Here is a 15,156-nt window from a genome sequence, read left to right as displayed (position 1 = left end):
AGTATAACAAAATACTATTGATGCGAGCTAAAAATTTGCATCAGCTATTCCTGCCTAATATATTTCTTCAAATACGCTGGTATAAATAAAGGTATCGTTTAAAATATCGTAAATAGTATGATGGTACTGGGCATAATCCGGTAAGTTATTGTGCTTGCCTCCTGTTATTTTAATTAACTGCACTTTATCGTTTAGTTGGCTTAATTTTATAGAATGACTATAAGGTATAAGTCTATCGGCACTTCCGTGAATAATAAAAATTTGGCATTGTACATTTTTAATGTAAACATCTGTTCTTATATGGTATTTGAGTAAAGATGCAATAGGCAAAAAAGGCAGGTATCCTTTAGCCAATTTATACAAACTATAATATGGAGAATCTAAAACCAAAGTTTTAGGATTGTTATGAGAAGCTAAATATGCCGCGAATCCGGAACCTATACTCCTACCGTAAATAACTATTTCTTTTTCAACATAAAACCGTTTTAAATAATTGTAGGCAATTTGAGTATCGGCTTTAATATTATCTTCCGTTCTTTTTCCTGTGCTTTTGCCAAAACCTCTGTAGTCAATCACAAAAAAATCATAGCCTTTGCTTAAAAAATCTCTTGCGTATTTCCCCCAGCCTTTTATGCTTCTTGTATTGCCTTTAAAGTAAAAAATTACCCCTTTGGCTTTAGGTAGTTTAAAATGCAAACCATTTATAATAGCTCCGTCATCGGCATCTAAAAAAATTTCGTAAAAAGGATATTCAAATTGATATTTAAAATCTAAATCTAATTTTTCGGGATGAAATAAAAAAAATTCTTGAGTGAAATAAACAATAGCACATAAGCCTGTATATACTATTGCTAAAATTCCTATCCACTCTAAAAAAGACATGGCGAAAAGGTACGCAATTTATTTTAAATTATTTTTAAAAATCAAATTCTAAAGTATCTCCCGGCTTATACTTGTCTTTATCATCCTTTTGTTCTTCTTGCTTATTCTCGGTTTTTTCTTCAGAAATATCTTCTTCCACTTCAGGCTTTTCTTCTTCTTCCAGTTCTCGTATTTTTCCTGTTATTGTGTTAGCACTCAGTTTGTTACCTTGTGCTTTCCATCCTTTTATATCTATAAATTCATCTACCGAAACTTGTTCTTCTACTCGTTCTTTATTTTTTCCTTTTAATACTTTAAAATAAACTGTTTTTCCGCTAGCAGTAGTTACATATTCAACTACCGATTTTTTATGCTCGCTTATAAAACCAAATTTTTGATTGTCCGTTTTAGTTTCTATTTGAAAACGTTTTACATAATGTTCTTTATTTTCGCCATCAAAATATACTACCGATATAACTTTGTTTTCATTATATTTTTCTATTAAAGCTATGTCTTTCATCTCGTAGCGGTTGGTAAGCTCAAAATCTGTTAGCTCGTATTCGCCATTGGTATAAATAACTAAAATTTTGTTTCCGGTATTAAACTTACCCAGCAGTTTCCCTCTTTCATCTTTATTTAGCCTACCTACAGATGTATCTATCCAAATTTCTATGCCGCCAAGGGTTGATTCGCCTATACCTATTTGTTCTACTTTTCTAATTGGATATTTAGAAATAACATTTCCATTGGCGTTTCTTCCTTTTATGGCCAAATCTGCAAAATCGTAGTCAAATTTCTTAATTCTGGCTTTAGAATTAGCACTTAACGATACTTGCACTTTTTCTTCTTCGCTATTAGGGTGGGCAGAAAAATAGATAACTTTTGCTTTGTCTGATTTTGTAAGTTGGTATTCTTTATCTCTGGTTATAGAGGTAACAGGAAAGCGTTTTACATAATTTTTACCGCTTTTTAGGTCGGCATAAATCATGTGGTAAGTCATTCTTTCATCATTCTTTTTCCATACCGATACATAAATAATGTCTTTGCCTACAAACTTTTTATCCTCTATTCTTGAAACCACCATTACTCCATCTCTTCTAAATACTATTATATCGTCTATATCGCTACAGTCGGCTATAAATTCATCTTTTTTAAGCCCCGAACCTATAAATCCTTCTTTATAATTAGCATAAAGTTTTGTGTTATTGGCAGCCACTTGTGTTATGGCTATGTCTTCAAAATTTCTTATTTCTGTTTTACGTTCCTGACCTTTGCTATATTTTTTATACAATTCTTCAAAATAAGCAATGGCATACTCTGTTAAATGTGCCAAATGGTGTGCTACTTCTTTTTGCTCTTCTTCTAAGCTTTTAATGTATTCATCAGCTTTAAAAGCATCGTATTTAGAAATACGTTTTATTTTAATTTCGGTAAGTTTTACTACATCTTCATCGGTAATATCTCTGTATAAAGCTATAGCATTTTTATTGGGTTTAGAAGGCGTACTTACGTATTTAAACAAGCCTGCGTATATAAATTCCATTACTTGCTCCCACGTTTCGGCTTCTTCAATATCTCGGTATATTTTATTTTCTATAAATATTTTTTCAAGAGATGATAAATGCCATTTTTCATTAAGAGCAGCTTGCTTTATTTCTAACTCACGTTTTAAAAGTTCTTTAGTATTTTGAGTAGAAATTCTTAAAATTTCTTCTACAGTTAAAAAGTGAGGTTTATCATTTATAATAACACAAGCATTAGGGGAAATACTTTGCTCGCATAGTGTAAAAGCATATAAAGCATCAATGGTTACATCTGGCGAAACTCCGGGTGGCAGTTCTATGTCTATTTCAACATTTTTAGCCGTGTTATCTATAATTTTCTTTATTTTAATTTTGCCTTTATCATTGGCTTTTAAAATAGAATCAATTAAAGAAGAAGTGGTGGTGCCAAAAGGAATTTCTGTAATTCTTAAAGATTTTTTATCTGCCGACTCTATTTTAGCACGCACTTTTACTTTTCCACCTCTTTCTCCGCCATTATAATCGGCTACGTCTATATATCCTCCCGTATCAAAATCGGGATAAATTTTTACTTTTTTCTCTTTTAAAATATCTATTGAAGCTTTTATAAGCTCGTTGAAATTATGAGGTAAAATTTTAGTGCTTAAGCCTACGGCTATACCTTCTACACCTTGCGAAAGTAGCAAAGGAAATTTAGCAGGAAGTGCTACGGGTTCATTTTTTCTACCATCGTAAGAAAGTTGCCATTCTGTAGTTTCTTTGTTAAAAAGTACATCTAAGGCAAATTTTGTTAATCGGGCTTCAATATATCGTGGTGCGGCAGCACTATCTCCTGTTCTTACATCGCCCCAGTTCCCTTGTGTGTCTATTAGTAGGTTTTTTTGTCCCAGTTTTACCAAGGCATCACCTATGGCGGCATCTCCATGGGGATGATATTGCATGGTTTGCCCTATAATGTTAGCTACTTTATGAAACCGCCCATCGTCCATTTCTTTCATGGCGTGGAGTATTCTACGCTGCACGGGTTTCATACCATCATCTATTAGTGGCACGGCACGTTCTAATATAACGTAACTGGCATAGTCTAAAAACCAGTCTTTATACATACCATCTACCTTAATTACTTCGCCTTGCTTACTTTCTTCTCTTTCTTGTTCTTCCATACGTTTAGTAATATACAAATATAAAAGGCTTATTTAGATTGTAAAAGCCTATATATCCACAATGTAATGTGAAGTTTTTTAGGGAAATACTAACTACTACAACTAAAGCATTTTGAGATACTCTTTTCTTTTTTTTCTCGCAAAGTCGTTAAGACGCAGTAGCTGAATAGCTGTTTTGGAAATTTAATAAATTGGGTCGTCTTTGCGAAAAAATTATTACGAAGGAGTAATTTTTGCGGCAATCTTATTCCAATAAAAGATTACTTCTTCGTTCCGTTTCACTGCACTCATCGTAATGACGTACAGGTGTGTACACTCGTACCACCACTTGGAGTGGTGGCATGAGTGCTTTATAAAAACTGTTTTCTTATCAAACGTGTTTAGGTGTGTAGCCGTCTTCGCTTAGCTCTACATGGTCGTATTCGGCTTTCATTTCGGCTTCATAGTCTATGGTTTCTCCTTTGCCAAAACGGTATATAAGTGAATCAAAAATAGAATATACTACCGGAACTATAATAAGCGTAAGGAATAATGAAGAGGTAAGTCCGCCTATGATTACCCACGCTAAACCTTGGTTCATCTCTGATGCCGAACCTGTGGCTAAGGCTATAGGCAACATACCAAATACCATGGCTATGGTGGTCATTAATATAGGACGAAGACGTGCATGATTGGCTTGTATCAAAGCATCGTGGGTGCTGGCTCCTGCTGCTTTTCGCATATTGGCAAAATCTACAATTAATATGGCGTTTTTAGCCACCAAACCAATAAGCATTATCATACCGAGTATGGTAAATATGTTTAAGGAATTATTGGTTAATGCCAGTATAAGCATAACGCCTATTAATGCTAAAGGAATAGAAAACAATACCACAAACGGATATACAAAACTATCGTAAAGAGATACCATAATTAGATAAACCAATACAATGGCGGCTATAAGGGCTATACCCAAAGTACCAAATCCTTCTTCTTGGTTTTCCATATCGCCACCCCATATATAATTTACGCCCGCAGGTTTGTCTTTGCTGTCCATAAATTGGGCTGTCCATTCATTGGCTACATCGCCCACAGGACGCCCTACTACTTTAGCCAATACTTTTACAGAAGGTGTTTTATCTCTACGTTGCAGTAAACTTGGTCCGGAACTCATATCTACTTCTGCAAACTGACTTAAACGTACTTGCTGCCCCATGTTATTGGTAAACATAAGGTTTCTTACATCATCTATTGTTTTTCTGTCATTTTCGGCAAAACGTATGTTAATGTCATACTCATATTCGCCTGTTCTAAATTTGCCATCGGTATTTCCGTTAAAAGCCACTTGCATAGTTTGTCCCACACCGGCAAGTGTAAGACCCAATGTAGCCATTTTATCTCTGTCTATATTAACACGCACTTCGGGGTTTCCTTCATCGGTAGATAATTCTGCATCTACAGCTCCCGGCACATTTTTAAGCAATTCCATAATACGGGTAGCTTCTTTATTTGCCGTTTCATTATCTTGAGCCGTTACCACCATTTCAATAGGTGCATTATCGGCTCCCATTAATCCCATTGGTGCAGTTTTAAATTTTACCCCTGTGTATTTTTCTTCTAAAGCTCTTTTTATTCTTGCGGCTTTAATATCGGTACTTTCTTCTCGCTCCGATTTATCGGTTAAAATAACCTGTATTTCCGATTGATAAGCCGTAGATTGTGCTCCACCAAAACCGGTTGATTGCTGACCCACCATGGTAATCATATCTACTACGTCTTTATCTTCTCTTAGCCATTTTTCTACATCTAAAGTCAGTTGGTTTGTTTTTTCTATAGTGGCATCTTTAGGTAGTTCCATTTGTACTAAAAACTGCCCTCTGTCCATAGCAGGGAAAAACTCACCACCAATAAAACCATAGGCAACTAACATGAATGAAGAAATTAACACCAAAAAAGTAACTACTACTGTTCCCACTTTTCGGATGCGTGTTTTAAGACACCACTCTAATATGGCTGTAACCCAATGCGTAAAGCGTTCTATTAAACTTTCAAACCCAAGTATGAATTTTTCAAAAAAGTTTTTGCCGGTTAAATGTTCTAATTTACCAAAACGAGAAGACAACCAAGGAATAATGGTAAATGAAGCCAATAATGAAATTAAAGTGGCTATAACTACCGTAACACAGAATTGACCTAAAATATTGGCAACCATGCCACTACTCATAGCAATAGGTAAAAACACTACCACAATTACCAAGGTAATAGACATAACGGTAAATCCAATTTCCGAAGCTCCGTCATAAGCGGCTCTTATTCTGCTTTTGCCCATTTCCATGTGGCGATATATGTTTTCTAATACCACAATGGCATCATCTACTAAAATACCTACCACCAATGAAAGTGCCAATAAACTCATTAAGTTAAGGGTGTAACCCATTAAATACATACCTATAAATGTGGCAATAAGTGATGCCGGAATAGACACCATAACAATAAAAGCGTTTCTTACATTGTGAAGGAATAATAACATAACCAATGCCACTAAAATAATAGCCAAAAACAAGTCAAAAATAACGTGGTTGGCTGCTTCTAAAGTAAAATCGGTGGTGTCATCTACTACAGAAAGTTTTAAGCCCTCTTGCTCATAATTTTTTTCTACTTCTTTAATGGTTTCTCTTACATTTTCCGATACCGCCACCGCATTGGCATCCGATTGTTTTTTTACTTGCAGCAACATAGTGGGCACTTGGTTGTACCGAGCCAATTTTTCTACATCTTTTTGAGCATCTAACACTACGGCTATATCCGATAAACGAATTTGTGCTCCCGTACCTGTATTAATGATTAAGTTGTTTAATTCTTCTACCGATTTATATTTTCCCGATAATCGGATAGTAGATTTTGTAGTTCTTGTTTTAATGTTTCCCGTAGGGAAATCAAGATTAGAAGAAAGAATCATTTGCTGTACTTGACCAATAGAGAGTCCGTAACCTTCCAGTTTTTTCTCGTCTATATTTACTTGAATTTCTCTTTCTTGTCCACCTACAATATCTATTTGAGCCACACCCGCAACACGCGAAAATATAGGCTGAATTTTTTTGTCTAATAAATCGTATAAGGCTTTATCGTTTAGGTCTTCGCTGGTAACACTCATTGTTAAAATAGGCATATCATCTAATGAAAACTTATTAAGCGAAGGCACATCGGCATCGTCCGGCAAATCGGATAAAATGGCGTTTACTTTACGTTGTGCATCGTTGAGTGAGTAATCTACATCGGCTCCGTCATTTAACTGAATCATTATGATAGAAAGATTTTCGTAAGAAGAAGCCTCTACTTTTTTTACATTTTCTAAAGAACCTACCGCATCTTCTATTTTTCGGGTTATAGATGTTTCCACCTCGCTGGGAGAAGCACCCGGATATACCGTAGAAATAGTAATTACATTTACTTCAAATTTTGGAACAAGCTCGTATCCCATTAAGGAATAACTAAGCAAACCACCTAAAGAAAGTATTGTAAAAAGTACAATAACTAAGGTTGGTCTTTTTATGGATATTTCTGCTAATTTCATGTTTTACTACTTTATTATATTGATTTTTGAACCGTTATCTAAGTTAATTTGTCCGCTGGTTATTACTTGGTCGCCTTCTTTTAATCCGTTTAAAATTTGAACTTTATCGCCATAAACTTTTCCTACACCTACAGTGGTAAGTTTGGCTACGCCATTATCATTTATAAACAACTGACCGGAATTAACACCGTTAACAAATGCCGTGGCAGGAGCGGTAAGCATGTTTTGGGTTTCTGCACCATGATTGGTTTCAAACACAGCCGTACCATACATACCTGCTTTTAGTTTTCCATTGTTTGGTATTTCTATTTCTACAGGGAAATTTAGCGAAGCATCGCTTTTAGGTGCTATAAATGTTATTTTACCTGTGTAGCTTTCGTCCGGTAGTACATTTACATTAATGGCTACATTTTGCCCAAGACTTATTCTGCCCACTTGGCTTTCATCTACCAAAACAGAAAGTTTAAGCGAATTGATATTTACAATTTCAAACAAAGGCGTACCCGGAGAAACTACCGAACCCGGCTCTATCATTCTTTTGTTTACAATACCGCTAATGGTGGCTTTTACATCGGTATCATTTACTCTAATGCTTTGTGCTTTAACAGCCGCTTCGGCATTTTTTAGTTGTAGTCTGGAGTTATCTAACTGTTGCTTAGTAACTCCCCCCGATAAATAAGCGTTTTCAAAACGTTGGTTATTGTCAATAGCATTTTGAAGATTGTTTTGAGCCTGTGTCATATCTACTTCAATGGCATCTTTTTTAATAACCGCCAGCACTTGACCCACTTTTACGCTTGAACCTTCATCTACCAAAACTTTGGTTACTCTTCCCATAATTTCCGAAGGAAAAGAAAGCTCTTGCTTAGGAATAAACGTCCCGTTGGCAGTATAATCTGTATTGATATTTTCTCTTTTAAGCGTAGCAATATTTACGTTAATTTTATCTATTTGCTTGCCTACTTCTTCCACTTCGGCATTTTGTTTCTTTTTGTTGTCAGAAATTTTCCAAGCTCCTAAGCCAATAACAATAGCTGCAATTACAAGGTATATTAATGTCTTTTTCATCTTCTTTTATTTTTAAATTTTTTAGCTGTTTTTATTTAATTAATTTGTTGTTTCTGTTAGTTGATTTAATTCGCCTTTAGCTTTTATAAGTTTAATTTCTGAACTCTTATAGTTTAAAAGGGCATTGGCATAGTTTTGCTTGGCTTGGGTTAAGGCATTGTCAGAATCAAGCACATCAGTAAGATTAGCCAATCCGTATTGATAATTAGATTGTGTGTTGTTTTGCACTTTTTCTGCTAAAGCCACATTTTCTTCCATATTTTCAAGATTGATTAAAGCATTTTCAAGATTAGAAACGGCATTTTTATAATCCATTTCTAAGGCAAGACCTGTGTCTTTTATATCTAAATCGGTACTTAAAATATCTAATTTAGCTTGCTGTATTCTGGCTCTGTTGGCTCCTCCTGCAAAAATGGGAATGTTAATGTTTAAGCTAATATTGGCAAAATCACTCCAATTAACGCTGTTGTTTTTTCCGTTAGTCCAAGGGAATTTTTCTCCTGTTCCGTACCAACCATAAATTCCTTGCAAATAAGCTGAAGGATATAGAGATGCTTTGGTAACTTTTTTATTAAGTTCCAACAACTCTTTTCTTTTGTTTAACACTTTCATTTCCAAACGGTTATTTACATCCATTTCACCTAAAATTAATTGCGGATTAGGCTCTATTTTTTCGTCATACAGCACAATGTTTGTTTCCATAGGAATACCCATGTAAAATTTTAAGGCATTTTTGGTAAGTTCTACGGCATTTATTAGCGTTTGCTGTGTGGCAGCCACATTATTTAGTTGCACATTTGTTCTATCTAAATCAATAGGTTTTGCCAAGCCATTATCAACCAAACTACTTATAACATTTCTCATTTTTTCAATGTTTATATAGCTTTCGTTGGCTGTTTTTAGGTTTTCTTCTTGTACAAAAACATTGTAATAGGCTAACGCTACATTTTCTATAATTTGTTCATTGGTTAATTCAGCATTAATCATATAAAACTCACGAGAAGATTTAGCCGCTTTTAAGCCGGAAAAAACACGCTGGTCAAAAATAGTTTGCTGTAAAGAAGCCGCTACATTAGATGTCCAAGGTTGTCCCATTTTAATAACAGTTTGCTGTCCGTTAAAATCAATAACAGATTGTTGAATTAAAGGATTGTACGTTACCTGAGGATTGACATTTATTTGTGGCAAACCACTTGCTTTGGCTTCATTAACTCTTGCAGAAGCTCTGTCAATCTCCAATTTAGCTTTTTGAGCATCAGCCTTATTTTTTAGGGCCTGCGTTATGGCTTCTTGTAGCGTTATCACTTCTTGTGCCTTAACTGAAGAGACATTTAGTGTAAATAATATTGCTACCAGTAAAATCCAAATACGTTTAGTAGCAAAACGTTTAATATTCATAATTTCCATTTTATTTTTTAAATAATAAGTTGAGTATAATTTCTTTTCTTTCCGAAATCAATCGGTCGTATTCTTTTTCTGAAATGCCCATATTAGTTCTAAGTAAAGGACGCACGGCATTGGGGAAAGAAAGCAGGGATATTAAATTAAAAAGAAATTGATTGGCTTCAATGTTTTCAATGTTGCCCGCTTTTATTTCTGCTTCGTATATTTTATAGAAATAATCCGCTATTTTTTGGTCGTGGGCTCTTTTTTTAAAGGTAAATTCTTTTTTATTAAGCTGCGAAACAATAAAAGTTTGTAAATAAGGATACTTTAAGTTGCTCTCTAAATTAGCTTCTATAAAGTGGGCAATATTCTCTTTAAAGGACAAACCTTTATTTAAAAGCGACTGCGATTTATTTCTTTCTAAACTAACAGCTTCTTCAAAAATTATTTCTATCAATTTGTTTCTTGAACGAAAATAATAGTTGATTAGCGTTCTGTTTACTCCGGCTTCTTCGGCTATCTGCTGTGTAGTAGCATTAAACCTTCCCTGCACAAAAAAGATGTTTTTTGCGGTCTCTTTTATATGCTCTTCTGTTTGTTCTTTGCTTAAGTTTGACATAATTGTTAAACAATTTTGTGCAAATGTAAAACGCTTTTTTAAATTTGACAATAGTGTTAAACAAAAAATTTAAAAATAATTGTTAAAAAGTGGTTTTGGGAGTGGAAACTCGTGGTACGACTTGAAGTCTCACAAACCAAATGTAAGTAATATTTTTGATGTTTTGTGTTTAATAATGTCAGAAGGAAACTTCTGACAGCACGGAAAAGTATTGGAAGAAACGAACCCTAATGAGTAATAGTTTTTTGTATTTAATCTTATTATTAAATAGCTAATGGCAAATTATAAACGGTATTAATATGATCGGATGTTTTGTGTAAAATTTTTAGATAGTCATTTATTGGAGTTTTATAATCCACCTTATAATCCTCATGCAATTTTTTTTCTACTACATTTATCAGCCGTTTTAATATCATAGCCACTTTTGTATCATATTGGGTAAAACATGTACCTAATAAATTAGTGGTTAATGAAAATGGCACTTCTAAAACAAAGAGCAACAAATCTGCTTCATACACTTTATTTTTAGTATGTTTTGAAAACTCATTAATTCTTTTAATGCACGCAGCCAGCATATTAGCCAACTGTAATTCTTGACTAAACCCTTTATATCTTTTTCTAAAAATAACTTCTAAATCGTTTTTTGTTTCATCAAACAAGTCATTTTCGCCATATTCCTTGTCTAAGTAATTTATTAAAAGATAATCGTAAACAGATTTTTCTTTAGCGGCAGTTTTAACAACAATGTCTTTTAAGTCCTTACAGCTAAGTTTATCTATTTGTTCTTTTATTTCTTTACTGAGTTTTGGCATGTATTGTGGTTTATCTGTTGTTCAAATATACACTCTTTTTCACTGTTTTGTAGGTATTGACTCGTGCCACGACTCCAAGTCGTGGCACGAGTAGTCGCTACACGAGTTGCTAAGATTTTGCGGTCTAACATCTCAATATCTAAAAGTCTATAAAATCCCTACATATTTCTTCTATACTGCCCACCCACTTCAAACAAAGCATTGGTTATTTGCCCAAGGGAGCAGTATTTACAAACTTCAAGCAACTCATTAAACAAATTTTCGTTTTTTATGGCGGTTTGTTGTAGGTCGTTTAGCAAACTAACAGCCTTGCTTTCATTTACTTTATATAAATTTTTAAGCATGGTTATTTGATATTCTTTTTCTTCTTCGGTGCTTCGTATTACTTCCCCCGGAATAATAGTTGGCGAACCTTTGCTGCTTAAAAAAGTATTTACACCAATTATTGGATATTCGCCTGTATGTTTTAAGGTTTCGTAATACAAACTTTCTTCCTGTATCTTGCCACGCTGATACATGGTTTCCATAGCACCGAGCACACCGCCACGCTCTGTAATTCTGTCAAACTCTGCTAAAACGGCTTCTTCTACTAAATCGGTTAGCTCTTCTATAATAAATGAACCTTGCAAAGGGTTTTCATTTTTAGCCAAGCCTAATTCTCTATTTATAATTAACTGTATAGCCATGGCTCTACGCACACTTTCTTCGGTAGGTGTGGTTATGGCTTCGTCATAGGCGTTGGTGTGCAAGCTGTTACAATTATCGTAAATGGCATAAAGTGCCTGCAAGGTAGTACGAATATCGTTAAAGTCTATTTCTTGTGCGTGCAGGCTGCGTCCGCTGGTTTGTATGTGGTATTTCAGCATTTGAGCTCTGGCATTGGCTCCGTATTTTTTAGCCATAGCTTTTGCCCATATTTTTCGTGCCACACGTCCTATAACGGCATATTCGGGGTCTATACCATTTGAGAAAAAGAAAGATAAATTAGGTCCAAAATCATTAATATCCATTCCTCTACTTAAGTAATACTCTACATAAGTAAAGCCGTTAGCCAAGGTAAAAGCAAGTTGCGTTATAGGATTAGCTCCTGCCTCTGCTATATGATAACCCGAAATAGAAACCGAATAAAAATTGCGTACATTATGATTAATGAAAGATTCTTGCACATCGCCCATTAAACGCAAAGCAAACTCTGTAGAGAAAATACAGGTATTTTGTGCTTGGTCTTCTTTTAATATATCTGCTTGTACTGTACCTCTTACGGTGTTTAAGGTTTTGGCTTTAATTTTATTGTAAACGTCTTTTGGCAAAACTTGGTCGCCCGTTATTCCCAATAGCATTAAACCTAAGCCGTCATTGCCTTCCGGCAAATCGCCTTGATATTGAGGGCGTGCAATACCTTTATCATTATATAATTCTTTTAGTTTTTTCTCTACGTCTTTTTCAAGTTGATGTTCCTTAATATATTTTTCACATTGTTGGTCAATGGCGGCATTCATAAAAAAACCGAGCAACATAGGTGCTGGGCCATTGATAGTCATAGAAACGGATGTGCTTGGATTGCACAAATCAAAACCGCTATAAAGTTTTTTGGCATCATCAAGGCAGCAAATGCTTACGCCCGCATTACCTATTTTTCCATAAATATCGGGGCGATAATCGGGGTCGTTTCCATAAAGCGTAACGGAATCAAAAGCTGTAGATAAACGCTTGGCAGGCATTCCTAAACTCACATAATGAAAACGTCTGTTGGTGCGTTCGGGGCCGCCTTCTCCGGCAAACATACGCGTTGGGTCTTCGCCTTGGCGTTTAAAAGGATAAAGTCCTGCTGCAAAAGGAAATTCGCCCGGTACGTTTTCTTGCAAATTCCACTTTAATATGTCTTTCCAACTCTCGTATTTGGGCAGGGCTATTTTAGGTATTTTTAAATGAGAAAGCGATTCAGTTTTGGTTTCAATTTTTATTTCTTTTCCTCTTACTTGAAAAGAATACACATCGGCTGCATATTTTGCTTTTTTGTTTTCCCACTCTTGTATAATCAGCCAGTTTTTAGGGTCTAAGTTTAGTTTTTCTTTATCAAAAAGGGTTTGGAGTTGTTGGTGTAAAGAAGTTGCTCCTTCTAACTCCTCCTTCAGAGTTTGGGACGAATACCCCCCTTTTGTTCCCCCCTTGTCAAGGGGGGAAATGCCCCCTGTATTTTCGTTTTTAGAAAGATGTTCTTTTATTTCTTCAAGTACATTTTCTAATTGTTCAAAAACAAAATGGTTTTCAAAGCGAAGTACTTTAATTCCTATACTTTTTAAATATTTATCTCTTTCAAAATCGGCATTAGCTTGTCCTGCATTATTATGTACACTTCCATCTAATTCTATAGCCAAATTTTCTGAGGGAGCATAAAAATCTAAAATATAATTATTGACGCTATGTTGTCTTCTAAATTTAATTCCTTCAAATTGTTTGTTTCTTAAAGCATTCCATAAAACATTTTCAGCTGATGTTTGATTATTTCTTAACTCTTGTCGTTTTTCTTTTAAGTGTTTAAGATTCATTATTCTATTGCCGTCTTTTTCTTGGGCTGGCGGTTCTCCACCCTTTTCAAGGGGGGAGTTAGAGGGGGGTAAACTTTCCATTGTTTTTTGAATAGCAAATAATTTCCCAGCAGTTTCACTTTGTTGGTTTACCCATTCATCATAACTACGGTTGTTTTCGGCTATTTCACTTAAATAGCGGGTGCGTTTAGGCGGAATAATGTATATTTTTTCAGATAAATCAATTTCTCCTTTAAAATTGGAGTGAAACGCAGATTTTGTTTTTTTAGATATAGCTTTCATTACCGCCAAATACAAAGCATTAGTGCCCGGGTCGTTAAACTGAGAAGCAATACTGCCAAAAACGGGAATGTCTTCATCTTTTGTTTCCCACAAACCATGATTGCGTTTGTACTGTTTTTTTACATCTCGTAAAGCATCTAACGCTCCCCGTTTGTCAAATTTATTTAAGGCAATAATATCGGCAAAATCAAGCATGTCAATTTTTTCCAATTGGGTAGCCGCACCGTATTCGGGAGTCATTACATAAAGAGCCACATCGCTGTGTTCGGTTATTTCCGTATCACTTTGCCCTATGCCCGAAGTTTCAAGTATGATTAAATCATAATGAGCTGCTCTAAGTATTTTTATGGCATCATCTACATGTTTAGATAAAGCTAAATTAGCTTGGCGAGTAGCCAACGAACGCATGTAAACTCTATCGTTATTTATAGCATTCATTCTAATTCTATCGCCCAAAAGAGCTCCACCTGTTTTTCTTTTGCTGGGATCAACAGATATAATGGCTATTTGTTTTTCGGGAAAATCTATTAAAAATCGTCTTACCAATTCATCTACTAAACTTGATTTCCCGGCACCGCCCGTACCCGTTATTCCCAATACCGGAATTTCATTGTTTGGAGTAATTTTAGGAGCATATTCTTTGTCAAATAGTGCATTATCACTTTCAGCTATGCTTATTAAGCGAGCAATGGTATTGACATCTTTATCTTTTAATTTTTTAGCGTAGTTTTTATCTATACCTAATTTGTAAGGAGCAAAATCACTATGTTCTACTAAGTCATTAATCATTCCTTGCAAACCCAATTCTCTTCCGTCATCTGGAGAATAAATACGACTTATGCCATAATCTTCTAGCACTTTAATTTCTTCGGGCAAAATAACACCACCGCCACCACCAAATATTTTAATTTGAGTAGCATGGCGTTCTTTAAGCAAATCATACATATATTTAAAGTACTCGTTGTGTCCACCTTGGTAAGAAGTCATGGCTATAGCTTGTGCATCTTCTTGAATGGCGGTATTTACTACTTCCTGTACACTTCTATCGTGCCCTAAGTGTATTACTTCGCAACCTGTAGCTTGTATGATTCTCCTCATAATATTAATAGAGGCATCATGTCCGTCAAAAAGAGAGGCGGCAGTTACAATTCTTACTTTGTTTTTTGGTTTGTATGGTTTGGCTTCTTGCATAAAAACTGTTTAAATTATAGTACAAATTTAGGTTTTTGTTTTAAAAATAGTGGTAGAATAGGTAATAGAGGGATAAAATAGTAGCAAAAACCCTTTGAATTACAAAAAAAATATTATTTTCATGCCCTAATTATCACTAATCGTATTTT

8 protein-coding genes are annotated in these 15,156 nt (G+C 34.9%); all 8 read right to left on the bottom strand.

Annotated features, from left to right (window positions below; genetic code table 11):
- Positions 1–54 precede the first annotated feature (54 nt).
- Positions 55–882 carry an alpha/beta hydrolase gene (locus tag H6578_05540; GenBank protein MCB9226614.1) on the bottom strand — a complete coding sequence of 276 codons (828 nt, stop codon included), beginning with the start codon at positions 880–882 and terminating at the stop codon, positions 55–57.
- Between the two features lie 34 nt (positions 883–916).
- Positions 917–3,547: a DNA gyrase/topoisomerase IV subunit A gene (locus H6578_05535; protein MCB9226613.1), complete on the bottom strand. Its 2,631-nt coding sequence runs from the start codon at positions 3,545–3,547 to the stop codon at positions 917–919.
- Positions 3,548–3,917: 370 nt separating this feature from the next.
- Complete coding sequence (locus H6578_05530) at positions 3,918–7,100, bottom strand: efflux RND transporter permease subunit (GenBank protein ID MCB9226612.1); 3,183 nt, start codon at positions 7,098–7,100, stop codon at positions 3,918–3,920.
- Positions 7,101–7,106: 6 nt separating this feature from the next.
- Positions 7,107–8,168: an efflux RND transporter periplasmic adaptor subunit gene (locus H6578_05525; protein MCB9226611.1), complete on the bottom strand. Its 1,062-nt coding sequence runs from the start codon at positions 8,166–8,168 to the stop codon at positions 7,107–7,109.
- Positions 8,169–8,207: 39 nt separating this feature from the next.
- Positions 8,208–9,566, bottom strand: a complete 1,359-nt coding sequence (locus H6578_05520; GenBank protein MCB9226610.1) for a TolC family protein — start codon at positions 9,564–9,566, stop codon at positions 8,208–8,210.
- Positions 9,567–9,576: 10 nt separating this feature from the next.
- A complete protein-coding gene (locus tag H6578_05515) occupies positions 9,577–10,173 on the bottom strand; it encodes a TetR/AcrR family transcriptional regulator (GenBank protein ID MCB9226609.1) in 597 nt (198 codons plus the stop codon).
- Positions 10,174–10,436: 263 nt separating this feature from the next.
- Complete coding sequence (locus H6578_05510) at positions 10,437–10,985, bottom strand: hypothetical protein (protein ID MCB9226608.1); 549 nt, start codon at positions 10,983–10,985, stop codon at positions 10,437–10,439.
- Positions 10,986–11,143: 158 nt separating this feature from the next.
- Positions 11,144–15,007: a DUF559 domain-containing protein gene (locus H6578_05505; GenBank protein MCB9226607.1), complete on the bottom strand. Its 3,864-nt coding sequence runs from the start codon at positions 15,005–15,007 to the stop codon at positions 11,144–11,146.
- Between the last annotated feature and the right edge of the window lie 149 nt (positions 15,008–15,156).

The organism is Chitinophagales bacterium (genome assembly GCA_020635995.1).
In the GTDB taxonomy this organism is placed as follows: domain Bacteria; phylum Bacteroidota; class Bacteroidia; order Chitinophagales; family UBA8649; genus JAFMKE01.
This window is presented reverse-complemented; position numbering and strand designations above follow the sequence as displayed.

Bases quoted from the DNA above. Each gene is read 5' to 3' on its own strand.
- H6578_05530 (MCB9226612.1), bottom strand. From the start codon at position 7,100: ATGAAATTAGCAGAAATATCCATAAAAAGACCAACCTTAGTTATTGTA.
- H6578_05540 (MCB9226614.1), bottom strand. From the start codon at position 882: ATGTCTTTTTTAGAGTGGATAGGAATTTTAGCAATAGTATATACAGGC.
- H6578_05510 (MCB9226608.1), bottom strand. From the start codon at position 10,985: ATGCCAAAACTCAGTAAAGAAATAAAAGAACAAATAGATAAACTTAGC.
- H6578_05515 (MCB9226609.1), bottom strand. From the start codon at position 10,173: ATGTCAAACTTAAGCAAAGAACAAACAGAAGAGCATATAAAAGAGACC.
- H6578_05535 (MCB9226613.1), bottom strand. From the start codon at position 3,547: ATGGAAGAACAAGAAAGAGAAGAAAGTAAGCAAGGCGAAGTAATTAAG.
- H6578_05520 (MCB9226610.1), bottom strand. From the start codon at position 9,566: ATGAATATTAAACGTTTTGCTACTAAACGTATTTGGATTTTACTGGTA.
- H6578_05505 (MCB9226607.1), bottom strand. From the start codon at position 15,007: ATGCAAGAAGCCAAACCATACAAACCAAAAAACAAAGTAAGAATTGTA.
- H6578_05525 (MCB9226611.1), bottom strand. From the start codon at position 8,168: ATGAAAAAGACATTAATATACCTTGTAATTGCAGCTATTGTTATTGGC.